The sequence below is a fragment of the Allobosea sp. NPDC003192 genome (assembly GCF_050275675.1).
Taxonomy (GTDB): Bacteria; Pseudomonadota; Alphaproteobacteria; order Rhizobiales; family Beijerinckiaceae; genus Allobosea.
Window position 1 is genome coordinate 134,726 of record NZ_JBNNPK010000016.1, and the last position, 21,959, is coordinate 156,684.

At 65.8% G+C, this 21,959-nt stretch carries 20 protein-coding genes; 14 read left to right on the forward strand and 6 right to left on the reverse strand.

The genetic code is table 11. The features are described 5' to 3' along the window. Positions 1–4: 4 nt before the first annotated feature. The 4 genes from ACQKLX_RS20835 to ACQKLX_RS20850 form a co-directional block, all read right to left on the reverse strand. Positions 5–1,090: an LLM class flavin-dependent oxidoreductase gene (locus tag ACQKLX_RS20835; protein WP_427363473.1), complete on the reverse strand. Its 1,086-nt coding sequence runs from the start codon at positions 1,088–1,090 to the stop codon at positions 5–7. Between the two features lie 32 nt (positions 1,091–1,122). Further along, on the reverse strand, positions 1,123–2,634 hold the full coding sequence (locus ACQKLX_RS20840; protein WP_427363474.1) for an aldehyde dehydrogenase: 1,512 nt from the start codon (positions 2,632–2,634) through the stop codon (positions 1,123–1,125). Further along, positions 2,631–3,632, reverse strand: a complete 1,002-nt coding sequence (locus tag ACQKLX_RS20845; RefSeq protein ID WP_427363475.1) for a flavin reductase — start codon at positions 3,630–3,632, stop codon at positions 2,631–2,633. The genes ACQKLX_RS20840 and ACQKLX_RS20845 overlap by 4 nt, the downstream gene beginning before the upstream one ends. Positions 3,633–3,738: 106 nt before the next feature. Beyond that, positions 3,739–5,544, reverse strand: a complete 1,806-nt coding sequence (locus ACQKLX_RS20850) for a helix-turn-helix domain-containing protein (RefSeq protein ID WP_427363476.1) — start codon at positions 5,542–5,544, stop codon at positions 3,739–3,741. 136 nt (positions 5,545–5,680) lie between these two features. Between ACQKLX_RS20850 and ACQKLX_RS20855 the strand changes: the two genes are divergently transcribed. Continuing rightward, positions 5,681–6,286 (forward strand): amino acid synthesis family protein, encoded by a 606-nt coding sequence (locus tag ACQKLX_RS20855; protein WP_427363477.1) that lies wholly within the window; start codon positions 5,681–5,683, stop codon positions 6,284–6,286. 253 nt (positions 6,287–6,539) lie between these two features. Here ACQKLX_RS20855 and ACQKLX_RS20860 read toward each other — a convergent pair whose 3' ends face one another. Both ACQKLX_RS20860 and ACQKLX_RS20865 read right to left on the reverse strand, forming a co-directional pair. After that, positions 6,540–7,067 (reverse strand): hypothetical protein, encoded by a 528-nt coding sequence (locus ACQKLX_RS20860; protein WP_427363478.1) that lies wholly within the window; start codon positions 7,065–7,067, stop codon positions 6,540–6,542. 66 nt (positions 7,068–7,133) lie between these two features. Continuing rightward, complete coding sequence (locus tag ACQKLX_RS20865) at positions 7,134–8,030, reverse strand: bestrophin family protein (RefSeq protein WP_427363479.1); 897 nt, start codon at positions 8,028–8,030, stop codon at positions 7,134–7,136. A 217-nt stretch (positions 8,031–8,247) separates the two neighbouring features. Between ACQKLX_RS20865 and ACQKLX_RS20870 the strand changes: the two genes are divergently transcribed. The 13 genes from ACQKLX_RS20870 to ACQKLX_RS20930 all read left to right on the forward strand — a co-directional run bounded on the left by ACQKLX_RS20870 (position 8,248) and on the right by ACQKLX_RS20930 (position 21,959). Further along, positions 8,248–10,515 carry an FdhF/YdeP family oxidoreductase gene (locus ACQKLX_RS20870; protein ID WP_427363480.1) on the forward strand — a complete coding sequence of 756 codons (2,268 nt, stop codon included), beginning with the start codon at positions 8,248–8,250 and terminating at the stop codon, positions 10,513–10,515. A 78-nt stretch (positions 10,516–10,593) separates the two neighbouring features. Next, a complete protein-coding gene (locus ACQKLX_RS20875) occupies positions 10,594–12,012 on the forward strand; it encodes a cytochrome ubiquinol oxidase subunit I (protein ID WP_427363481.1) in 1,419 nt (472 codons plus the stop codon). A gap of 5 nt (positions 12,013–12,017) precedes the next feature. Further along, positions 12,018–13,022: a cytochrome d ubiquinol oxidase subunit II gene (cydB, locus tag ACQKLX_RS20880; protein WP_427363482.1), complete on the forward strand. Its 1,005-nt coding sequence runs from the start codon at positions 12,018–12,020 to the stop codon at positions 13,020–13,022. Beyond that, positions 13,022–13,138 carry a DUF2474 family protein gene (locus ACQKLX_RS20885; protein ID WP_427363483.1) on the forward strand — a complete coding sequence of 39 codons (117 nt, stop codon included), beginning with the start codon at positions 13,022–13,024 and terminating at the stop codon, positions 13,136–13,138. Before cydB ends, ACQKLX_RS20885 begins: the two co-directional genes overlap by 1 nt. A 112-nt stretch (positions 13,139–13,250) precedes the next feature. Then, positions 13,251–14,438 (forward strand): mechanosensitive ion channel family protein, encoded by a 1,188-nt coding sequence (locus ACQKLX_RS20890; protein WP_427363484.1) that lies wholly within the window; start codon positions 13,251–13,253, stop codon positions 14,436–14,438. Positions 14,439–14,474: 36 nt separating this feature from the next. Continuing rightward, on the forward strand, positions 14,475–15,473 hold the full coding sequence (locus ACQKLX_RS20895) for a cation diffusion facilitator family transporter (protein WP_427363485.1): 999 nt from the start codon (positions 14,475–14,477) through the stop codon (positions 15,471–15,473). A gap of 215 nt (positions 15,474–15,688) precedes the next feature. After that, complete coding sequence (locus ACQKLX_RS20900; protein WP_427363486.1) at positions 15,689–16,252, forward strand: HdeD family acid-resistance protein; 564 nt, start codon at positions 15,689–15,691, stop codon at positions 16,250–16,252. Between the two features lie 133 nt (positions 16,253–16,385). Then, positions 16,386–17,033 (forward strand): nucleotide exchange factor GrpE, encoded by a 648-nt coding sequence (gene grpE / locus ACQKLX_RS20905; RefSeq protein WP_427363487.1) that lies wholly within the window; start codon positions 16,386–16,388, stop codon positions 17,031–17,033. A 41-nt stretch (positions 17,034–17,074) separates the two neighbouring features. Then, entirely contained in the window at positions 17,075–17,563 is a 489-nt protein-coding gene (locus ACQKLX_RS20910) for a hypothetical protein (RefSeq protein WP_427363488.1), read from the forward strand. 161 nt (positions 17,564–17,724) lie between these two features. Beyond that, positions 17,725–18,297, forward strand: a complete 573-nt coding sequence (locus ACQKLX_RS20915; RefSeq protein WP_427363489.1) for an Hsp20/alpha crystallin family protein — start codon at positions 17,725–17,727, stop codon at positions 18,295–18,297. 51 nt (positions 18,298–18,348) lie between these two features. After that, entirely contained in the window at positions 18,349–20,250 is a 1,902-nt protein-coding gene (gene dnaK, locus ACQKLX_RS20920) for a molecular chaperone DnaK (protein WP_427363490.1), read from the forward strand. Positions 20,251–20,318: 68 nt separating this feature from the next. Then, on the forward strand, positions 20,319–21,011 hold the full coding sequence (locus ACQKLX_RS20925) for a CDGSH iron-sulfur domain-containing protein (RefSeq protein ID WP_427363491.1): 693 nt from the start codon (positions 20,319–20,321) through the stop codon (positions 21,009–21,011). A 45-nt stretch (positions 21,012–21,056) separates the two neighbouring features. After that, positions 21,057–21,959 (forward strand): DnaJ C-terminal domain-containing protein, encoded by a 903-nt coding sequence (locus ACQKLX_RS20930; RefSeq protein WP_427363492.1) that lies wholly within the window; start codon positions 21,057–21,059, stop codon positions 21,957–21,959.

Genomic DNA, 21,959 nt, shown 5'->3' on the forward strand with positions numbered 1-21,959 from the left:
TGCGTCAGGCTCCCGCGGCGGCGAAGCGAGGCTTCGCCACGTCGCGTTCGCGGGCAGCGAAATGCGGCATCACCTCCTCGATGAACAGCCTGAGCGTCCTCATCTGCAGTTCGAAGGGCAGGTTGTAGGACAGGCCAAGGCAGAACTGGTCGACGCCGGCAGCCTCATAGACCTCGAGCTTCGGAATGACCTCGTCGGGCGTGCCGAATACGAGGTTGTCGCGGATGGCGCGCGGGTCGTAATTGCCGCGATTGGCGACGGTCTCGAACGGCACCGCCTCCGGGAAGCCGTTCGTCACCGTGCCGATATTCTGCATCAGGTTCTCGAAATAGCGGCCATAGTCGACGCTGTAGCGGACGATCTGCTCCCAATCCTGCGAGCGCTCGTAGACGCAGGAGCGGCGCTGCATCATGAATTTCGGCCGCGGGCGCTCGGGATGGTCGGCACAGGCCTTGCGGAACTTCTCGGCGAGAACGCCGATCTCGGCGACCGGCGCGGAAAGCGGCGTCGAGAGGATGTTGGCGCCGATGCCGACTGCCCAGTCGAAGGTGCCGGGATCGCGCGCCGCCACCCAGATGCGCGGATGGGGGCTCTGCAGCGGCTTCGGCACCGAGGTCGCTAGCGGAAACTGCCAGTACTGGCCCTCATGCGCATAGTCGCCGGCCCAGAGCTTCCGCACGGCTGGGACGAGCTCCTTCATATAGGCGACGCCCTCCTGCTGAGGCATGCCGCCCGCCATGCGGTCGAACTCGTACTGGTAGGCGCCGCGCGCGATACCGAATTCGAGGCGCCCGCCCGTGAGGTGGTCGCAGAGCGCCGCCTCGCCGGCCAGCCGGATCGGCGACCAGTAGGGCGCCACCAGCGTCGCCGTGCCGAGCCGGATGCGGTCGGTGTGCTGGCCCAGCCAGGTCAGCGTCTGGAAGGGATTGGGCGAGATCGTGCATTCGATCGTGTGGTGCTCGGCAGTCCACAGTGTCTCGAAGCCGCCTTCATCCGCCACGCGGGCGAGCGCCAGCATCTGCGACATGGCGTCCTTCATCGACGCTTCTGGCGAGAAACGCTCCATATTGATCGAGAGAGCGAACTTCATGGGTGCCTCCGTGGAGCGGGCGGGACAGCGCGTCAGCGCAGCCGGATGACGAACGGGTCCTGCATGGCGCCCGAGTAGTCGATGACGACGTTCTTCAGCCGCGAGAATTCGCGCATGACCTCGAAGCCGCCGCGGCGGCCGTAGCCGCTCTTCTTCGTGCCGCCATTGGCGGACATGAAGGCCGCCGAGCGGTAGGTGTTGATCCAGACCGTGCCCGCCTCGACATTGCGGGCGAAGCGCATGGCGCGGTCGATGTCGCGCGTCCAGATGCCCGAGGCGAGGCCGTATTCGGTGTCGTTGGCCAGCGCGATCATCTCGTCCTCGCTGGAGAAGGGCACGACCCCGACCACCGGCCCGAAGATCTCGTGGCGCATGAAGCTCATCTGGTTGTTCGCTTCGGCCAGCACCGTCGGCTCGTAGTACCAGCCGCGCGCCAGGGCCTCGTCCTGCGGCTTGCGCCCGCCGACCGCGACCCTTGCGCCCTCGCGCACACCCGAGCCGACGAAGTGCTCGACCTTCTCGAGCTGCGCCGCGAGCGCCAGCGGCCCGATATCGGTGTCCTCAGCCATCGGATGGCCAACCTTGACCCGCCGGGTGCGCTCGACCAGCGCCTCGACGAAGCGCTCATAGACCGGCGCTTCGACGAAGCAGCGCGAGCCGGCGACGCAGGTCTGGCCCGCTGCGGCGAAGATGCCTGAGACGACGCCATTGACCGCGCGCTCGATGTCGACGTCGGAGAAGACGACATGGGGCGACTTGCCGCCGAGCTCCATCTGGCAGGGCACGAGGTTGCCGGCGGCATTGCCGGCGATCTTGCGGCCGGTGTCGGTCGAGCCGGTGAAGACGTATTTGGCGATGCCGGGATGGCGTGTCAGTGCATCGCCCGTGGTCGCGCCGTCACCGGTGACGACGTTGACGACACCGGCCGGGATGCCGGCCTCGATGACGAGTTCCGCCAGCGCCAGAGCCGAGGCTGTCGCGTGCTCGGAGGGCTTGACCACGATCGTGTTGCCGATGGCCAGGCACGGCGCCAGCGTGCCGGTCAGCATCATCAGCGGCGAATTCCACGGGATGATCATCCCGACCACGCCGATCGGCTCACGCAGGTTGAAGTTGAGGGTGTCGAGCTTGTTGACCGGGATCGTGTCGCCCTGGAGCTTGTCGGCCATCCCAGCGAAATAGCCGTAGGAATCCGGGATCGCCCGCATCTGGGCGCGCATTTCCTTGATCAACTTGCCGTTGTCGCGGCATTCGAGCTGCGCCAGCTCCTCGGCATGGGCGAGCACCAGCTCGCCGAGCTTGCGCACCAGCTTGCCGCGATCGGTCTGCGTCAGCCGGCGCCAGGCGGGGTTCAGCAATGCCGCCTTCGCCGAGCGCACTGCTGCATCGACATCGCCGGCGTCGCCCTGCGCGAATTCGTACCAGGGCTCTGCCGTGGTCGGGTCGTAGCTCGGCGCATAGACGCCACCTCGCGGCGCCACGAAGGCGCCGTCGATGAAATGCCCGATGCGCGAGCCCTGAAGTGTCTGGACCGTCGTCTTCATGCCGCGCCACCGCGCTCCCATTGTTGCGGGACCCCGTCCCAGGGCTGGGTGTCCTCGACCATCGCGAAGCGCCCACCATCATGGGAATCGACGTAGATGCCGAAGCGCCGCCGGCTGCTCTCGCTGACATAGCGGCGCAGCATCGTGCGGGTTTCGCGGGTGAGGATCTGCTCGTAGGGCAGTTCGTCGAAGCCGAAAAAGCGCACTCCGTCCGGCAGCGCCAGGCCGGCGGCGTCGCCCGCGAGCCGCGCCCGATAGACCAGATGTCCGGGATCGCCGTCGGCGATGTCGAAGACCGAGTAGAGGAAGGTCGTCTCGGGCAGCAGCGGCAGCCCCTCGCCACCGGGGACCGGCAGCCGGCCATCGACGATCCGGCGCGCGGCATGGGGCAACGCCCAGCCGCCATCCTCGTTGCGGCAGAGCAGCAGCTTTCCGTCGCTCTCGACCAGGTAGTTGACGATCATGCTGCTGGAGGCGAGCCAGCCGGGCGGTAGCGGGTCCTTCACAGCCGCATAGCGTCCGCGGCAGAAGGCCAGCGGGGCGGAAGGACTCGTGCCGAAGGCCCGCACGCGGCCGATCAGGATGAGGTGGTCACCAGCCTCGACACGGTCGTGCACCGTGCAGTCGAACCAGCTCATGCAATCGGCCAACACAGGTGCGCCGGTATGGACGCTGTCATGCGGCGTGTCGGTGAACTTGTCCGTCGCCTTCGAGGCGAACAGGCTGGAGACCGGCTTCTGGCCTTCATGGAGCAGGTTGACGGCAAAGGCCTGCCCTTCCGCGAAGGCGGGATAGCTCGAGGCGCCCTTGCCGACGCAGACCAAGAGCAGCGGCGGGTCGAGCGAGACCGAGGTGAAGGAGTTCGCCGTCATCCCCCGCGGCCGGCCCTCGGCATCGCGGGTGGTGATCACGGTGACGCCGGTCGGGAAAGTGCCGAAGGCTCGGCGCAACGCGACGGGATCGATCGAAACCGGCTCCTGGGGTGCTGTCGCCAGCATGGCTGGTCCTCCGATGGCCTACGCCACTTCGGAGTCAGGCTATGAAGGCGGCAGTCGGCGCGCTTCCTATGAAAAGATGGAAGCGATCCGGAATCTTTCCGCGCTTTCATTCGAGCGCAGGCGCGGCTCCCTCGATGAGGCCGTGCATCTTGAGCGCCAGTTCCAAAGCGAAGCGCGTATCGGGTGGCTCGGGATCGATGCCGAACAGCTCCTGGATCCGCGTCAGCCGATAGCGCAACGTGGTGACGTGCAGGCCCATCGCATCGGCGCAAGCCTGGCTGCGGCAGCCATGGCGCAGATAGGTGGCGAGCGTGTCGAGATAGGGTGTGCCGTGCTGGCGGTCATGGCTCGCGACGCGCCCGATGCTGCCCTCGACGAATCGGCGCACCTCGGCCGCATCGGCCGCACCGATCAGCATCGGCAACGGCCCGAAATCGAGCGCCGACAATACGCCAGTCCGCTTGAAGCCGCGCGCGATGCGCACCATGCGCCAGACCCGCTCCCACTCGCCGGCATAGTCGTCGAGTTCATGGCACAGCCCGCCGATCACCACGATCGGCTCGCCCTGCAGATCATGGCGCAGGACCTCGGCGATGCGCTTGGCAAAACGCTCGGAGGCTTCGCGCCGCGCCCCCTCCTGCTCCGGTTCGAGGCAGACGAGCCCGGCACCGACAGCGACGATGTGACAGCCCAGGCCGAGTTGGCTGGCAAGGCGCGCGATGCTCTGATGCGCCTGCTGGGTGCGGTCGCGCTCGCCATGAGCGGCAGCAGGCAGGTCGACGACGATCATCCGCAGCGGTCGGGCGAGGGAGACGCCGAGATGGCGCGCCCGGCGCAGGATATCGTCGGGATCGCGCCAGCGCCGCTCGACGATCTCGAAGAACAGCTCCGTCAGCGTTCGCGTCTCGAAGCGGAAGCGGATCACGCTGCGCATCATCTGTACGCTCAAGGCAAATTTCGCGCTGTCGATCGTCAGCCGCCTGAGATCGCCGCCCTGCTCTTCGCCGAACAGCACGAGCGCTCCGACCTTCTCAGCCTCGACGGCGAGCGGCTCGATCGCCGCGGCAAGCCGCAGCGCCCGCCCGCCATGGGCGATCGGCAGCTCGATCCGGCCTGCCTCCTCGCGCGCGACGCCCTGCCGGAGCTGCGCGATCAGCCGGTCGGCCTCGCCCTCGGCGAGCAATTTGCGCCAGGCAGCGGCGTCGAGCAGGTCCGGCATGGGCGAGCCGTTGGCGACGAGCGTGTTCGCGGAGAAATCGATCACCAGCACGGCACACTGCAGGAATTCGCCGAGCCGTTCCGCCAAAGCCTCGATCGAGCCTCCGGCCAGCACCTCCTGCAGCAGGTCGCTTTGCGCCACCAAGGCGTGGCGCAAATCCTCGGCAACGCCCCGTGCGGCGCGCAGGCGATGCTCGCGCTCGACCGCGATGGTCCCGAGATGCGCGATCATCGCCATGAAGGCGAGATCTTCGGAAGGCACGGGCTTCAAGGCCCGGGAGACCAGGCTGAGCACCATCGGACGTCCTTCGGCATCGGCACTGCCGAGCGGCAGGACGATCACCGAGCGGTAATCGCGCTCGAACGCCTCGCGCCGATAGCCGGGGAATTCCTCGGAGGTCCTGGCGTCCTCGATATAGACCGGCTCGCCGCTCCGCAGGGCCAGAAGCGCCGGACTCGTCGCGAGTTCCCAGCGATCCTCGAGGCGCCGGCGCAGCAAGGTGGGGTCGTGCCGGGCAACCACATTGGCGTGGCCATGCGTCAGATCGACCGCCATGATCGAGCCCATGCTCCAGCCGCCATGCTCGCAGGCGACCTTGACCAGGTCGAGCAGCAAACCGTCGAGATCGGAGCCGGAGTTGATCCGGCTCGCGACATCGCGAAGCGAGGCGATCTGGGAAACCGGGTCGAGCATCGCGTCTGATCCTGGCTGGCAAGCTGCGCAGGCTCGCAGCATTGCTCTGCCAATTCTTCCTAGCAACCGGAGGAAGACAGGCGCGCGCCGGCTACTAGCTTGGCCAACGACGACATTTCAAACGCCGGAGGCGAGCATGGATATCGGGCTGCGCAAGATCGCGACCTTCACGGAAGAGACCATGATCGAGGGCGGCAAGGCTGCGCCTCGCCCGACCACCATGGTGGTCGTCGCCGCCGTCGTGAAGAACCCCTGGGCCGGCCAGGGCTTCGTCGAGAACCTGCGGCCGGAAATCCTCCGGATCGCCCGCCCGCTCGGCCAGGAGATGACCCGCAGGCTCGTCGCCGCGATGCCGGGAGAGCGTGTCGAAGCCTATGGCAAGGCGGCGATCGTCGGTGTCGGCGGCGAGATCGAGCATGCCTCCGCCCTGATCCACACGCTGCGCTTCGGCAATGTCTTCCGCGAGGCGGTCTCGGGCACCGCCTTCCTGAGCTTCACCAACACCCGCACCGCTCCTGGCGCCCTGATCTCCCTGCCGATGATCCACAAGAGCGAGACCGGCAAGCGCTCGCACTTCATTACCGCGACGTTCCAGATCGCCGACGCACCGGGGCCCGACGAAATCCTGGTCGCGATCGGCGCATCAGATGGCGGCCGCATCCATCCGCGCATCGCCGATCGGTTCGAGGACATGAAGGACATGGACAGCGAGAAGGCCGCGGGTGAGCCGGTGCCCGCATGAGCCGGAGTGCGGCAGGCTCCAGCCGGCGACACGCTGGCTAGGCCCACGCCACAGATAGGTTCTGCGCCTGCGCTGATGACCAATTGCGGGGATGCCGTCAGGCATCGAGCCGGGCCGCCTGCAAGTCTGACAGCCGGTTTGGGCCGAGAACCGCCCTCACTTTCCCGGCTGAAATACGCCAGCGGCAGCAAAATGGGAGCGCTCGTACGCCTGACAACGGCTCCTGAGCGGCTCGAACAGATGGAGACGTTGCCTATCCGCCAGCGGCGTCGCGCTTCGCCTGAGCAACGTGGGAGGCCTTCCGCAGCCGCCCTCGCTCCGCGGGCCGGATCAATGAATCGACCTCCTTGTCCGGAATGTCCCGCATGCCCTGATTGGCGTGCCGCGTATTGAACGGGACGTTCTTCCGCTGCGCTTCCATCTTCATATGGAGAGCGCGCTGGGCATTCTCGACGAGCGTGTGGTTTCTCGCCATCTCGGCTCGGCGCTGGATTTCCGCGTTCAGCCGCTTCAGCGCAGTGGCGAGAACCGTCGCCTTCAGGCTCGAGCCGGCATTCCCCATGCTGGGCTCGGCTCCCTTGGGGGCGGCCTTGCCTCGCATTTCGCGGCGCTGCTGATTGGCGTGCGAGGAGGCCTTGTCGCGCAGGTCGCGCAGGCGTTTCAGGAGCGCTGTCAGCTCATCGTCGGGCACGTCCTGCACGGCGGGGTGCCGGGTCTGGGCCACGACGGCACGCTCGTCGGCATTGAGCGCGCGCTCTTCTTCCTTGCGGGTCAGGGCCATGCTGGACTCCTCTTGATGGTCGCTTCGGTGGTCACTCCTGGTCATGTCGGCCGACAGGCTCGACGCTCAGGTCAGGATATTGTCTTTCGGGCGGATCGGCTCGGGCAGATCCTCGCAACCGAGCAAGGCGAGGAGCTCTCGCTCGATGTTGCGTTGCATGGAGTTCAACGGCAAGGCGTTGGGCTCGAGCCCGAACGGGTCCTCGAGCTGATGCCCGAGAGCGTCCAGTCCGAAGAAGGTATAGGCGACGAGCAGGACCGGCAGGAGCGTCCACCAGCCGAGCGAGCCAGCCAGCGCAAACGGCAGGGTCAGGCAAAAGACCAGAGCCGTGCGGTGCAGGAGAAGCGAATAGGCGAACGGGACCGGCGTGTGTGCGATTCGCTCGCAGCCACCCTGCACGGTCGAGAGTGCCGTCAATTGCCCTTCGACGACGGCGTAGTGGATCGCGCCGAGTTCACCATTGTGCATCAGGACGATGCAATAGGCTCCGAGCTCCTGCAGAACGGCGTTCGTGGGGTTCGGGCTCTTCGTGACGCTCTCGGATTCGAGCCACTGCCCGATGGCGATGCGCTCATTGCCGCCGCGCAGCCTTGCAGCGAGCCCGGCAGTGAAGGCGCAAAGCCCGCGTAGCAGAAACTGTCGGTGGCTCTCGTGCAGGCCCGAGGCCTGCCGTGCGAGCGACCGGCAGGCGACGATCAACTCGCCCCAGAGCTTTCGCCCATCCCACCAGCGATCGTAGCAAGCATTGTTGCGGAAGCTCATGAAGACCGAAAGGGCGATGCCGATCAGCGTGAAGGGAATGGCGCTGATCTTGGCGAAGATGCCCGGGTGCTCCTCCGCCGCCAGGATCGCCCCGACACTAACGGCGGCGATCACGACAAGACGCAGGATGATCCGGGGCAGGATCGAGCCGTTCACCGCGAAAACGATGTCCGTAAAGTTCGGCTTGGATCGCACTATCATCGACGGAGCCGCTTAGATCGGAACGGGAGCCTCTTGCAGGATCAGGATCGTCAGCATCGATCGTGCCAATTCCCTGGGCACATGAAGTCAACGGGTTAGCCCGCGCCGGCCTGCCCCGATGGACATTTTGTCTTCTTTAAGAGGACAAACTGTCCATAGATTTCAATGTGATAGAATGATCTAATCGCGATGTAGTCGCGTACGGAGGACGATCGCCATGACCGACAGCAAACCGCGCTACAAGACCTACCACCATCCGGCTGGCGGCTGGGGAGCCGCGGCGGCGACGGCCAAGGTGCTGATGGAGCAGAGCGTCATCACCAAGGGCTCGCGCGCCCTGCTCGCGATGAACCAGCCGGGCGGCTTCAAGTGCCCGAGCTGCGCCTTCCCCGACGCCGATTGCAAGAAGACCCTGGAGTTCTGCGAGAACGGCGCCAAGGCGCTCGCCTTCGAGGCGACCAAGCGCCGGGTCACGCGCGAGTTCTTCGCCCAGCACACCGTCTCCGAATTGATGGAGCAGTCGGATTACTGGCTGGAGATGCAGGGCCGCCTGACCGAGCCGATGCGCTACGATCCGCGCTCGGATCGCTATGTCCCCTGCGACTGGGACACGGCCTTCAAGCTGATCGGGGCGCATCTGCGTTCGCTCGAAAGCCCGCATCAGGCCGAGTTCTACACCTCGGGCCGCACGCCGAACGAGGCGGCGTTCCTCTATGCGATCTTCGTGCGGGAGTTCGGAACCAACAATTTCCCCGACTGCTCGAACATGTGCCATGAGCCGACCAGCCGCGGCCTGCCGCCGGCGATCGGTATCGGCAAGGGCACGGTCGTGCTCGAGGATTTCGAGCATGCCGAGGCGATCTTCGTCATCGGCCAGAACACCGGTACGAACTCGCCGCGCATGATGACCAATCTGGTCGAGGCCAGGAAACGCGGCGTGCCGATCGTCGCGGTCAACCCGATGCCGGAGCGGGCTCTCATCCGCTTCACCGAGCCGCAGGACGTCGTCCAGATGGCGACCTTCGGCTCGACCGCGATCGCCAGCGAATTCGTCCATATCCGCATTGGCGGCGACCTCGCGCTGATCAAGGGCATGATGAAGGTGATGTTCGAGCGCGAGGCGCAGGGCGAGGCGGTCCTCGATCACGACTTCATCCGCGAGCACACGGTCGGGGTCGATGCCATCCGCGCGGACGCGATTGCTCAGGACTGGTCCGAGATCGTGCGGATCTCCGGGTTGGAGGAGGCGCAGATCAGACGTTGCGCCGAGATCTACATCCGCTCGCGCGCGACGATGATCTGCTACGGCATGGGGCTGACACAGCATCAGCAGGGCTCGCGCCTGCTGCAGCAGGTCGCCAACCTGCTCTTCCTGCGTGGCAATTTCGGCAAGCCGGGCGCCGGCATCTCGCCGATCCGCGGCCATTCGAACGTGCAGGGCGACCGCACGGTCGGGATCGACGAGAAGCCCACGCAGGACTATCTCGATCGCGTGCGTGATGTCTTCGGCTTCGAGCCGCCGCGCCATGACGGCCACCACACCATCGAATCCGTCGAGGCGATGGAGAACGGCACTGCCAAGGTCTTCATCGGCATGGGCGGCAATTTCGTGCGGGCGATCCCCGATACGGAGCGCTCCTATGCCGCCATGCGCAAGCTCGACCTGACGGTGGGAATCGCGATCAAGCTCAATCGCGGCCACCTCGTCCACGGCCGCGATGCGCTGATCCTGCCGGTGATCGCGCGCTCGGAGAAGATCGTCACGGCGGCCGGCGAGCAGTTCGTGACGATCGAGGATTCGATGTCCAACGTCACGGCCTCGCGCGGGGTGCTGACGCCGGCGAGCCCCGATCTGCTCCCGGAGGTGGAGATCGTCTGCCGGATGGCGATGGCGACCCTGCCGAACAGCAAGGTGCCCTGGCAGAGCTACATCGACGATTACGGGCCGATCCGCGACAAGATCGCGGAGGTCTATCCGGAGATCTACGCCGGCTTCTCCGAGCGGATCAAGGAGCCGAAGGGCTTCCATCTCGACATCCCGCCGCGCCGGCGCGTCTGGCCGACGCCGAACGGCAAGGCGAATTTCCTGCTGCTGCCGGGGCTGGAGGTCAACGACGTGGTCGCCGACCCCGCCATGTTGCGGCTGGCGACCGTGCGCTCGCATGATCAGTTCAACACCACGATCTACAGCTACAACGACCGCTATCGCGGCGTTTACAACGACCGCATGGTCCTCTTCATGAACGCGGAGGACCGGGAGGACCGTGGGCTGGACGAGGGCGCGCGCATCGCGCTCGAGACGATCAGCGACGACGGCATCGCGCGCCGCGTCGATGGTTTGACCATCCTCGATTATCCGATGCCGCGCGGCTCGGTCGCCGGCTACTACCCTGAACTCAACCCGCTGCTGCCGCTCGACTACTACGATCGGGTCAGCGGGACGCCGGCCGCTAAATCCATACCGGTGCGGATCTCTGCCGACTGAACCTGCTCGATCGCCATGCCGACGCTCGTTCGACCGTCGGCATGGCGATCATCGCTTCCGTTTCGAGGAGGATTGACGTTGTTCGACCAGTTCGACCCGGTGATCCTTGCCCGCGCGCAGTTCGCATTCACGGTCTCGTTCCATTTCATCTTTCCGGCCTTCTCGATCGGGCTCGCCAGCTTCCTGATGGTGCTCGAGGCGCTGTGGCTGAAGAGCGGACAGGGCGTCTACGCCAACCTCTATCGCTACTGGCTCAAGATCTTCGCGGTCGTGTTCGGCATGGGCGTCGTCTCCGGCGTGGTCATGTCCTACCAGTTCGGCACCAACTGGTCGGTCTTTTCGCACAAGGCGGGGCCGATCATCGGGCCGCTGATGGCCTATGAGGTGCTGACGGCGTTCTTCCTGGAGGCCGGGTTCCTCGGCGTGATGCTGTTCGGCATGAACAAGGTCGGCAAGCGCCTGCACTTCTTCGCGACCTGCATGGTCGCGCTCGGCACGCTGATCTCGGCGACCTGGATCATCTCGGTGAACAGCTGGATGCAGACGCCTGCCGGCTTCGCGATCAACGAGAAGGGGCAGTTCGTGCCTGCCGGCTCATGGTTGCCGATCATCTTCAACCCGAGCTTCCCCTATCGCCTCGTCCATACGGTGATCGCTGCCTTCCTGACCACCGCCTTCGCAGTCGGCGCGGTCGGCGCCTGGCATCTGCTGAAGGACCGCGGCAATCTCGGCGCGCGCAAGATGTTCTCGATGGCGATGTGGATGGCGGCACTGGTCTCGCCGATCCAGATCCTCGCCGGCGACGCCCATGGCCTCAACACGCTCGAGCACCAGCCGATCAAGGTGCTGGCGATGGAGGGCGACTACCAGCCGAGCCCGAACGGCGCCCCGCTGATCCTGTTCGGCCTGCCCAACAGCGCCCAGGCGCGCGTCGACTACGAGGTGGCGATCCCGCATCTCGGCTCGCTGATCCTGAAGCACGACCCTTACGCGCCGCTGCCCGGCCTCACCGACTTCCCGCGCGACCAGTGGCCGCCGGTGCCGATCGTGTTCTGGTCGTTCCGCATCATGGTCGGGATCGGTTTCGCCATGCTCGGCATCGGCCTGTGGAGCTTGCTCGCCCGCTATCGCCACAAGCTCTACGAGTGGTCCTGGCTTCATCGCGCCGCCGTCCTGATGGGACCTTCCGGCTTCGTGGCGGTGATCGCCGGCTGGGTGACGACCGAGGTGGGGCGCCAGCCCTATACGGTCTACGGCCTGCTGAGGACGACGGAATCTGTGTCGCCGCTCGCGGCGCCAGCCGTCGCCGCCTCGCTGCTCGCCTTCGTGATCGTCTACTTCGTCGCCTTCGGCGCCGGCATCTACTACCTGCTACATCTCATGGCGAAGCCGCCCGGTGCCGGCGAGACGGCGCCGCCCAATGTGCCACAGCGCGCGGCGGGCATCACGCCCGCAAGCAGCATCGCCGCCGAAGCCTCGGCGCGGGCAAGAGGGTGATCGCCATGGCCAGCATCGATCTCACCATTTTCTGGGCCGCCGTCATCGGCTTTGCCGTGATGGCCTATGTCGTGATGGACGGTTTCGACCTCGGCATCGGTATCCTGTTTCCGAGCTTGCAGGTGGGGGACGAGCGCGATCAGGCGATGAATTCGATCGCCCCCGTCTGGGACGGCAACGAGACCTGGCTCGTCATGGGCGGTGGCGGACTGCTGGCAGCCTTTCCACTCGCTTATGGCATCCTGCTGACGGCGACCTATCCGCTGATCATCGCAATGCTGCTCGGCCTCATCTTCCGTGGCGTCGCCTTCGAATTCCGCTGGCGCGATCCGCGCCATCGCCCGTTCTGGGATGTCGCCTTCTCGCTCGGCTCCTTCGTCGCGGCGCTCGCCCAGGGCATCACGCTGGGGGCAATCCTGCAGGGCATCCGCGTCGAGAACGACGCCTATGCCGGCGGCTGGCTGGACTGGCTCAGCCCGTTCAGCCTTTTGACCGGCGTCGCCGTGGTCATCGGCTATGCGCTGCTCGGCGCAACCTGGCTGATCTGGAAGACCGAAGGCAGCAGCCATGAGCAAGCGCGGCGCGCCGCCTTCTGGCTCGGTATCGCGACGCTGCTTTCGCTCGCAGCCGTGAGCGCCGCGACTCCCTTCCTGAGCTACGATTACTGGCGCCGCTGGTTCGCCCTGCCCGGCGTGCTGCTCACCGCCCAGGTGCCGCTCCTTGTCGTCATCAGCGCGGTGACCTTCTTCTGGAGCCTGAAGCGCGGCTCCCACCGGCTGCCCTTCGCCATGGCCCTTGCGCTCTTCCTGCTCGGCTTCGTCGGCCTAGGCGTCAGCATCTACCCCTATATCGTGCCGCGGGCGGTGACGATCTGGCATGCGGCGGTTCCCTATAGCAGCCAGGTCTTCATGCTGCCGGGCGCGCTCGTGATCATCCCACTGATCCTCGCCTATACCGGCTGGGCCTACTGGGTGTTCCGCGGCAAGGTCGGCACGCACGGCTATCACTGATGACGACGCGCGCACCGTTCTGGAAGCAGCTGGCCTGGAGGGCCGGGATCTGGGTCGCGAGCGTGGCGGCTCTCGGCCTGGTGAGCGGGCTCATCAAGCTCACCTTGTCCCCTTGAACGACCGGCCCGTGCTTTCTCCTGTGCGCGGCGTGTCGGATCGGCTGGCATCGCGCGAAGCCACTGCCATGCTGCGCCACGACGTCCTCCCTCATGATCGGCGGGCACCGACATGGAAGCACAGACAGACCGGAGCTTCGCCATAGGCTGGACGATGCTGCAGGGGGCCTGGCGCCATGATCTCGGTGGCGTCACGATCGGCCAGATCGCGTTGGCGCTTGTCATCCTGGCGCTAGCGGTCGCGCTCAGGCGCTTCATCGGCCGCGCGCTGCTGCGACAGCTGCAGCGGTGGACCGTCGGTGCCAAGAACGATGCCGGAGAAGGCATCCTCACGGCGCTGACGCCGCCACTATGTTTCGTCCCGATCGTCCTTGCAGTCCTCGCAATCGCCGTCTTCCTCGACCTGCCTGCGTGGGCGAAGGACCTGCTGGTCGAGGTCGCCCGGTCGCTGGCCGCGGCGACGCTGTTCTGGGCGCTTTTCGTTGTCGTGGAACCGGCCTTCGCGGTGCTCCATGGCAATCGGGCGATCTTCAATGAAGCGATGGTCGGCTGGGCGGTGCGCGTGTGCCGGATCATCCTGCTCTCGCTGGGCACTGCCGTCGTGCTCGAAATCTGGGGCATCCGTGTCGGCCCGGTCCTCGCCGGCCTCGGTCTCGTCGGTGTCGCCGTCGCACTCGGCGCGCAGGACCTGTTCAAGAACCTGATCGCCGGCATCTTCATCATCGGCGAGCAGCGTTTCGAGACCCGTGACTGGATCCGGGTGGACGGCGTGGTCGAGGGTACCGTGGAGACGATCGGGTTGCGCACGACAAAGGTGCGTCGCTTCGACCTGGCACCCGTCTTCGTGCCGAATTCGAAGCTGGCCGACAATGCGCTGACCAACTTCACGCAGATGACCTCCCGGCGCATCTCCTGGACAATCGGCCTCGAATATGGCGCGACCGTCGAGCAATTGCGCGAGGTCAGAGACGGCATTGAGGCGCTCATCCGCGACAATCCCGATTTCGTCGCGCCTCCAGAGGCGCCGGTCTTCGTGCGCATCGCCGATTTCGGCGCCTCCTCGATCGACCTCATGCTCTATTGCTTCACCCGCAGCACGGACTGGGGCGAATGGCTGCGGATCAAGGAAGCGCTCGCCTTGTCGATCAAGGCGCTCGTCGAGAAGGCGGGAACCGGCTTCGCCTTCCCCAGTCAGTCGATCTATGTCGAGAGCTGGCCTGTGGAGGCGGCGGCCCCTCCCGTCGCGCGAGGCGGACCGGTCGCCACCCCGCCGAGCGGCGCAGGACCTGCGGTACGGTAATGTTCGGCCAGCGCTCGCCGATCATCGGAGGCTGACATGACCGCCATGGTGTCCGATCCGAAGCTGCAGCGTCATTCAGCCGGCCGGCGCGTGGTCTATGCGGCGCTCGCCGGCAACGTCGCCGTCGCCGTGACCAAGCTCGCAGCGGCGGCCATCACCGGCAGCGCCGCGATGTTCAGCGAGGCCGTCCACTCGATCGTCGATTGCGGCAATGAGGGCCTGCTGCTCTACGGCTACCGCCGGGCTTCGCGGCGGCCGGACCTCGTCCATCCCTTCGGCTACGGCCGCGAGCTCTATTTCTGGAGCTTCATCGTCGCGCTGATGCTGTTCGCGCTCGGCGCCGGCGTCTCGATCTATCAGGGCGTGCACCATGTCATCGCCCCCGAGCCGATCCGGCACGCCGGCATCAGCTATATGGTGCTCGGGCTGTCTTTCCTGTTCGAGGGCGCGTCATGGATCGTCGCCTGGCGCAGCTTTTCGAAAGCCCGGGCGCAGGTTCCGTTCTGGACGGCGTTCCGGCAGAGCAAGGATCCGCCGGCCTTCATGGTGCTGTTCGAGGATACGGCCGCGCTGATCGGCATCCTGATCGCGGCAGCGGGCATCTTCGCCGCGCAATGGTTCGACAAGCCGGTCTTCGACGGTATCGCCTCCATCCTGATCGGGCTCGTCCTCGCGGTCGTCGCCACCCTGCTGGCGATCGAGAGCAAGAGTCTGCTGATCGGCGAACGGGCGACGCCTGCGCTCGTCGATGCGATCTGCCGGCTCGCACAGGAGCAACCCGGCGTCGTCCACGCCAACACAGCGCTGACCGCCCAGCTCGCTCCGGATCAGGCGATGGTGGCGCTCAGCATCGAGTTCGATCCGGGGCTGCACACGCACGAGATCGAGGCCTGCGTGGCGCGGATCGAGCAGCGCGTCACAGAGGTCCATCCCAACGTCGTCGCCCTCTTCGTCAAACCTCAGACCCAGGAGCAGTTCGAGATCGCACGCCGGGTGCGCTTCGGCGCAATCGTGTTTCCTGCCGCCCGATCCTGAGGTCATCGCTGGCAGCTCGGCTGGACATTCTGTCCGCGAAAACGAAGACAGAATGTCTTCTCCTCTTCTTCTAAATTCCGACAAGCCTTTGATATAAAGAAACTTTATTATTGGCACGCCTGTTGCGGTCCTTCCCGAAACCGGAGCCGACGCCGATCGGATCGAACAGCCCGATCGAAAGCACGAGCTCTGGTGCCGAACAACGGAGCCGGCCCATGACGCAGATCGACAAAGGCCATGACGTCCTTCCGTTCCCCACTCTCCGCGCGGGCTGGGGGTGGTTCGTCGCGCTCGGCGTCGCCTTCATCATCCTCGGGCTGGTCGCGAGCAGCCATCTGCTGCTGGCTACCATCGTCACGGTCTACTATCTCGGCGGCCTGATGATGCTGGCGGGCGTGCTGCAGGTCGTCCAGTCCTTCCAGCTCAAGCAGTGGGGCGGCTTCCTGCTGTGGCTCGCCAGCGGCATCCTCTATGCCGCCGCCGGCGTCATGGCATTCCTCAACCCGGCTCTGGCCTCTTCGGCGCTGACCCTGCTTTTGGCGCTGTTCACGGCCGCATCCGGCATTGCGCGGACCTGGCTCGGAGCCGGTGCGATGTCCGAACCAGGCTGGGGCTGGGTCGTCGCCTCCGGAGTCCTCTCGACCATCGTCGGGCTGATCCTCCTCCTGGGCTGGCCGGTCAACAGCTCATGGGTTCTGGGCCTGGTCCTGGCGGTCGACCTCGTCTTCCAGGGCTGCGCGATGCTCGCCGCCGGCCTTCGGCTGAGATCAGCAAGCTGAGCAAACCGCTCTCTGGAACATGGTGCCGCCGTGTAGCAGGCAGCGCCTTTCGTAACGGAAGCTGAGAGAGTCCGGCGCGTTCAGTTCGCGCGGCCCCCTCCTGCAAAGCGATGCAAGCGGATCGGAGGCGATCATGATCGGCAGGGATGCGACCGGAAACAGGCGAGCCGGCAGCCGGAGCGACCATGGCGCCCCCTCCCCCGATACGAGCAGGCCGGCTGAGCCGGACGCAAAAGCGCCTGACCACCAACCGGGCGCAGAGGCTGAGCCGTCGCAGCCGGAAAGCGTCGCTCTGGCCGAACTCCAGTCCGAGAATGCAGCCCTGAAGGATCGCCTGCTCCGGGCGCTGGCCGAGGCCGAGAATGTCCGCCGCCGGGCCGAGCGTGATCTCGCCGACATGCGCCAATACGCCGTCGCGAAGTTCGCCGCGGACCTGCTGCCCGTGGCTGACAACCTGGAGCGCGCCATCGCCAGCGTTCCAGCCGAAAGCCGCAAGAACGACGGCACCGTCAAAGCCCTGCTCGAAGGCGTCGAGCTCACCGAGAAGGAGCTGCTGCGCGTGCTGGAGAGACACGGCGTCAAGAAGCTGCTGCCGATCGGCGAGCGCTTCGATCCGAATTTCCATGAAGCGCTGTTCGAGATTCCCGATCCGTCGGTTCCCGACGGATCGGTCAGCCGGATCGTCGAGCCCGGCTACTCCATAGGAGCTCGCCCCTTGCGCCCGGCCAAGGTCGGCGTCGCGCGCGGCGGCCCGTCCGGCAAGCCGCCATCGGGACGATGAAGCCTGCCAGGGCGCATACGCGAAAGTTCGGAGGACGGTCGATGAAGAAGATCGCAGCTATCGCCGGTATCTCACTCGCCAGCTCCGTGCTCCTCGCCAGCCCGTCATTCGCCGCAGGCTTCACCTGTCCGAATATCGGCAACCTTGCCATATCGCCGGTCGCGGCCGAGGTCGGTGCGCGGCTACCCAAGGGGTTTGCGCTGGAACAGAGCGACAAGCTCGCCGCCGCGATCACGCTGCTGCGCGAGCATGGACTGTCGCCGGGCAACACGACCGACCACCTGATCGCCTTCTTCTGTCCGGCCGTGGCGGCCGAGACCGGCCTGTCCGACGCCGAGAAGCGGACACGCGTGCTGCGCTTCGCCCAGAAGGCGACGCGCCTCGTCTACGCGCAGAACGATGTCGATGCGGTCATCTATGACGTTCCCCTCAAGCCGGGCGTGGCGGAGGCGGCGACGGAACGCGCCAGGAAGGCGGGTCTCTCCTTGGAGGCCTGGATCGGCCAGACGGTCGAAGCCGCCATTCGCTAGCTCCAGCGTCACGGACATTCTGTCCGGGCGGAGCAGGACAGCTTGTCCGTCGGAGCGCAAGGTAACAGGCTAAGATACTGATATCACAAGCTATACCGGCTGGCATGTCGGTTGCTGTGCGATATCGGAAACGCGTTGATGGCGACGAACGAGGTGATCTCATGACACAGGCCCCCTCTTCTTCCGGCCGCCTACCGAGCGCTCCCCAGCCCAATCTCCTCGAGCGCAGTATCGAGACGCCGTTTCACGCACTCCACCGGGAGATGAACCGCCTCTTCGACGACGTGTTTCATGGCAGGCTGGCAGGCGGAGCCGACCAGACCGCGCCAATCAGTCCCATCACGGATGTCTGCGCCAACGACCGGCAGGTCCGCATCACCATCGAACTGCCGGGAATCGACAGCAACGACATCGACCTTTCGCTCGCCGGCGATCTGCTGACCGTTCGTGCCGAGAAGAAGGCCGACAGCGTCGATCCCAAGGACAGCTACCACATCATCGAGCGCGCCTACGGCACGTTCCAGCGGACGGTGAAACTGCCCTGCGCGGTGGTCGGCGATCAGAGCCAGGCGCGCTTCGACAACGGCGTCCTGATCGTGACGTTCCCGAGAGCGGGAACACAGGACACGAGCCGCAAGATTCCGATCGGCGGGGCGGGCAAGCGAGGTGCGGAGCCCGCCATCCCGATCCAACCGCCCTCCCTTGATCCCGGATCTGCGGGGGCGGCTCGGTAAGGCGCAGCAGGAAGCGAACACGACAATCAAACCGCGACAGGGAGCAGCACGATGTCCAAAGTCATCGGAATCGATCTCGGCACGACCAATTCCTGCGTCGCCGTCATGGACGGCAAGAATGCGCGTGTCATCGAGAACGCCGAAGGTGCGCGCACGACGCCGTCGATCGTGGCCTTCACCTCCGATGGCGAGCGGCTGATCGGCCAGCCGGCGCGGCGGCAATCGGTGACCAACCCTACCAACACGATCTTCGCGGTGAAGCGCCTGATCGGGCGTCGCTATGACGACCCCGTCGTCGAGAAGGACAAGGGGCTCGTGCCCTACAGGATCGTCAAGGCGGGCAATGGCGACGCCTGGGTCGAAGCGGAGGGCAAGCCCTATTCGCCTTCGCAGATCTCCGCCTTCATCCTGCAGAAGATGAAGGAGACGGCTGAAGCCAACCTCGGCGAGAAGGTGACGCAGGCTGTGATCACCGTCCCGGCCTATTTCAACGACGCCCAGCGCCAGGCGACCAAGGATGCCGGCAAGATCGCCGGCCTGGAAGTGCTGCGCATCATCAACGAGCCAACCGCGGCCGCGCTCGCCTACGGTCTTGAAAAGCAGAAACAGGCCAAGATCGCCGTGTATGACCTCGGCGGCGGCACCTTCGACGTCTCGATCCTCGACATCGGCGACGGCGTCTTCGAGGTGAAGGCGACCAATGGCGACACCTTCCTCGGCGGCGAGGACTTCGACATGCGCCTCGTCGAATACCTCGCCGACGAGTTCAAGAAAGAGCAGGGCATCGACCTGCGCAAGGACAAGCTCGCCCTGCAACGCCTGAAAGAGGCGGCCGAGAAGGCCAAGATCGAGCTCTCCACCGTCACCCAGACCGACGTCAACCTGCCGTTCGTCACCGCCGATGCCTCGGGCCCGAAGCACCTGCTGATCAAGATCACGCGCGCGAAGTTCGAGGCGCTGACGGAAGACCTCGTGCAGCGGACGATCGAGCCCTGCCTCAATGCGCTGAAGGACGCAGGGCTGAAGGCCGCGGATATCGGCGAGGTCGTGCTGGTCGGCGGCATGACCCGCATGCCCAAGGTCCAGGAGGTCGTGCAGAAGATCTTCGGCAAGGAGCCGCACAAGGGCGTCAACCCCGACGAGGTCGTCGCCATCGGCGCTGCGATCCAGGCCGGCGTGCTGCAGGGCGACGTCAAGGACGTGCTGCTGCTCGACGTGACCCCGCTCTCGCTCGGCCTGGAGACACTGGGCGGCGTCTTCACCCGCCTGATCGAACGCAACACCACGGTTCCGGCGAAGAAGAGCCAGACCTTCTCCACCGCCGAGGACAATCAGCAGGCGGTGACGATCCGGGTCTTCCAGGGCGAGCGTGAGATGGCGGCCGACAACAAGTTCCTCGGTCAGTTCGATCTCGTCGGCATTCCGCCGGCCCCGCGCGGCATGCCGCAGATCGAGGTGACCTTCGACATCGACGCAAACGGCATCGTCAACGTCTCGGCCAAGGACAAGGGCACGGGCAAGGAGCAGCGCATCCAGATCCAGGCCTCCGGCGGCCTCTCCGAGGCCGAGATCCAGAAGATGGTCAAGGACGCCGAGGCGCATGCGACCGAGGACAAGCAGCGCCGCGAAGTCATCGAAGCCCGCAACTCGGCCGAAGCGCTGGTGCATGCGACCGAGCGGACATTGTCGGAGCACGGCGCCAAACTGTCCGAGCCGGATCGGCGCGGCATCGACGATGCCGTGAACGGTCTGCGCGAGGCGGCCAAGGGCGACGACGTCGCGGCGATCCAGGCGAAAGCCAATGCCTTGCAGCAGGCCTCGATGAAGCTCGCCGAGGCCATGCAGGCCTCGGCGCAGGCGGGCCCCGAGGCAGGTCCGGCGCAGCAAGCCGGCGGCGATGGCGTGGTCGATGCCGAATTCACCGAGATCGACGACGACAAGAAGAAGGGGTGACGCAAGGCAAGACGCGCTTCGGCTCACGCTCGACCAGGGAATGCCGTATCGCAGATGGGAGAGGTGTCATGCGGAACACCGAGCAAAGCGTGCGTGTGACGGTCACGCGCAACGGACCTTATGTCGTGGCGGGTCGTGTCCGGTTGTCCGAGCTGACGATTGCGACCGATGCGGCGGGTGTGTCGGAGGAATGGATCGGGCGCGACCACCCCGCGGGAAAGGCGGCCATCGCGCTTTGCCGGTGTGGGCATTCACGCAACAAGCCGTTCTGCGACGGTTCTCACGCCAGGGTCGGCTTCGATGGCACCGAGGTCGCGAGCAGGACACCCTATCTCGAACAGGCGCAAGCCTTCGACGGTCCGGCGCTCGCGCTCCTCGATGTCGAAAAGCTCTGTGCTTTCGCGCGCTTCTGCGATGCCAATGGGCAAGTCTGGAACGAAGTTGCCCAAACGGCCGACCCGGAGATGCGCGAGACCTTCACCCGTCAGGTTCAGGACTGTCCGTCGGGGCGACTCGTCGCCTGGGACAAGGCCCGTCAGGCGGCGATCGAGCCTGATGTCGAACCGTCGATCGGATTCATCGAGGATCCTGCCGAGGGCTGCAGCGGCCCGATCTGGCTGCGCGGCGGGATCGCCGTCATCTCGGCCGATGGCGCGGCCTATGAGCTTCGTCAGCGCGTGACCCTGTGTCGATGCGGCAGCTCCGAAAACAAGCCCTTCTGCGATGGTACGCATGCCGCTATCAAATTTCAGGCGAAGTGACAGAATTCGACATGTGCTTCGCCGCACAGGCCTTCGGAGTAGCCCGTGAAAAATCCCTATGAGGTTCTCGGCGTCGCTCAGACGGCTTCCGCTGCCGAGATCCAGAGCGCCTATCGCAAGCTGGCGAAAAAGCTGCATCCCGACCTCAATCCCGGCGACAAGGCTGCGGAGGAGAAGTTCAAGGAGGTGGCGGGCGCCTATGACCTGCTGAGCGATGCCGACAAGCGCAAGCGCTTCGACGCCGGCGAGATCGATGCCTCCGGTGCCGAGCGGCCGCAGCACCATTACTATCGGGACTTCGCCTCTTCGGACCAGGGCAACCCTTACGCCGATGCGTCGGGCTTCGCCGATTTCATGGACGAGGACGACGCTCTCGCCGAGTTCCTGCGACGCAGCCAGAGGACACGGGCGAACCGCCGTGGGCAGGATCTGCACTATCATCTCGCGGTCGATTTCGTGGACTCGATCACCGGTGCGACCCAACGCCTGAACCTGCCGGATGGCAGCACGATCGACGTGAAGATTCCGCCCGGCCTCGTCGACGGCCAGACCCTCAGGCTCAAGGGCAAGGGAGCTCCGGGAACCGGCAAGGGCGGGCCGGGCGACGCCCTGATCGAGATCGAGGTCCGGCCCGACCGGCGCTTCACCCGCGAGGGCGACGACATCACGCTCGAATTGCCGATCTCGCTGACCGAGGCGGTTCTCGGCGGGCCGGTGCGGGTGCCGACGCCGACGGGCGACGTCACCATGTCGGTACCGAAAGGGTCGAACACCGGAACGAAGCTACGCCTGCGCGGCAAGGGCGCCCCACGCCGCGGCGGCGGCCAGGGCGACCAGTTCGTCAGGCTCAAGGTGGTCCTGCCGAAAACGCCCGACCCTGAGCTCGAAGCCTTCGTCTCGACCTGGAAGGGCAAGGACTACGATCCGCGCGAGGGGATAGCGTCATGA

What these genes read in the sequence shown, in the direction of transcription:
- dnaK (WP_427363490.1), top strand. Translation starts at nt 18,349, where the DNA reads ATGTCCAAAGTCATCGGAATCGATCTCGGCACGACCAATTCCTGCGTC.
- ACQKLX_RS20895 (WP_427363485.1), top strand. Translation starts at nt 14,475, where the DNA reads ATGACCGCCATGGTGTCCGATCCGAAGCTGCAGCGTCATTCAGCCGGC.
- ACQKLX_RS20885 (WP_427363483.1), top strand. Translation starts at nt 13,022, where the DNA reads ATGACGACGCGCGCACCGTTCTGGAAGCAGCTGGCCTGGAGGGCCGGG.
- ACQKLX_RS20845 (WP_427363475.1), bottom strand. Translation starts at nt 3,632, where the DNA reads ATGCTGGCGACAGCACCCCAGGAGCCGGTTTCGATCGATCCCGTCGCG.
- ACQKLX_RS20850 (WP_427363476.1), bottom strand. Translation starts at nt 5,544, where the DNA reads ATGCTCGACCCGGTTTCCCAGATCGCCTCGCTTCGCGATGTCGCGAGC.
- ACQKLX_RS20840 (WP_427363474.1), bottom strand. Translation starts at nt 2,634, where the DNA reads ATGAAGACGACGGTCCAGACACTTCAGGGCTCGCGCATCGGGCATTTC.
- ACQKLX_RS20865 (WP_427363479.1), bottom strand. Translation starts at nt 8,030, where the DNA reads ATGATAGTGCGATCCAAGCCGAACTTTACGGACATCGTTTTCGCGGTG.
- ACQKLX_RS20925 (WP_427363491.1), top strand. Translation starts at nt 20,319, where the DNA reads ATGCGGAACACCGAGCAAAGCGTGCGTGTGACGGTCACGCGCAACGGA.
- ACQKLX_RS20870 (WP_427363480.1), top strand. Translation starts at nt 8,248, where the DNA reads ATGACCGACAGCAAACCGCGCTACAAGACCTACCACCATCCGGCTGGC.
- ACQKLX_RS20890 (WP_427363484.1), top strand. Translation starts at nt 13,251, where the DNA reads ATGGAAGCACAGACAGACCGGAGCTTCGCCATAGGCTGGACGATGCTG.
- ACQKLX_RS20900 (WP_427363486.1), top strand. Translation starts at nt 15,689, where the DNA reads ATGACGCAGATCGACAAAGGCCATGACGTCCTTCCGTTCCCCACTCTC.
- ACQKLX_RS20860 (WP_427363478.1), bottom strand. Translation starts at nt 7,067, where the DNA reads ATGGCCCTGACCCGCAAGGAAGAAGAGCGCGCGCTCAATGCCGACGAG.
- grpE (WP_427363487.1), top strand. Translation starts at nt 16,386, where the DNA reads ATGATCGGCAGGGATGCGACCGGAAACAGGCGAGCCGGCAGCCGGAGC.
- cydB (WP_427363482.1), top strand. Translation starts at nt 12,018, where the DNA reads ATGGCCAGCATCGATCTCACCATTTTCTGGGCCGCCGTCATCGGCTTT.
- ACQKLX_RS20835 (WP_427363473.1), bottom strand. Translation starts at nt 1,090, where the DNA reads ATGAAGTTCGCTCTCTCGATCAATATGGAGCGTTTCTCGCCAGAAGCG.
- ACQKLX_RS20855 (WP_427363477.1), top strand. Translation starts at nt 5,681, where the DNA reads ATGGATATCGGGCTGCGCAAGATCGCGACCTTCACGGAAGAGACCATG.
- ACQKLX_RS20915 (WP_427363489.1), top strand. Translation starts at nt 17,725, where the DNA reads ATGACACAGGCCCCCTCTTCTTCCGGCCGCCTACCGAGCGCTCCCCAG.
- ACQKLX_RS20910 (WP_427363488.1), top strand. Translation starts at nt 17,075, where the DNA reads ATGAAGAAGATCGCAGCTATCGCCGGTATCTCACTCGCCAGCTCCGTG.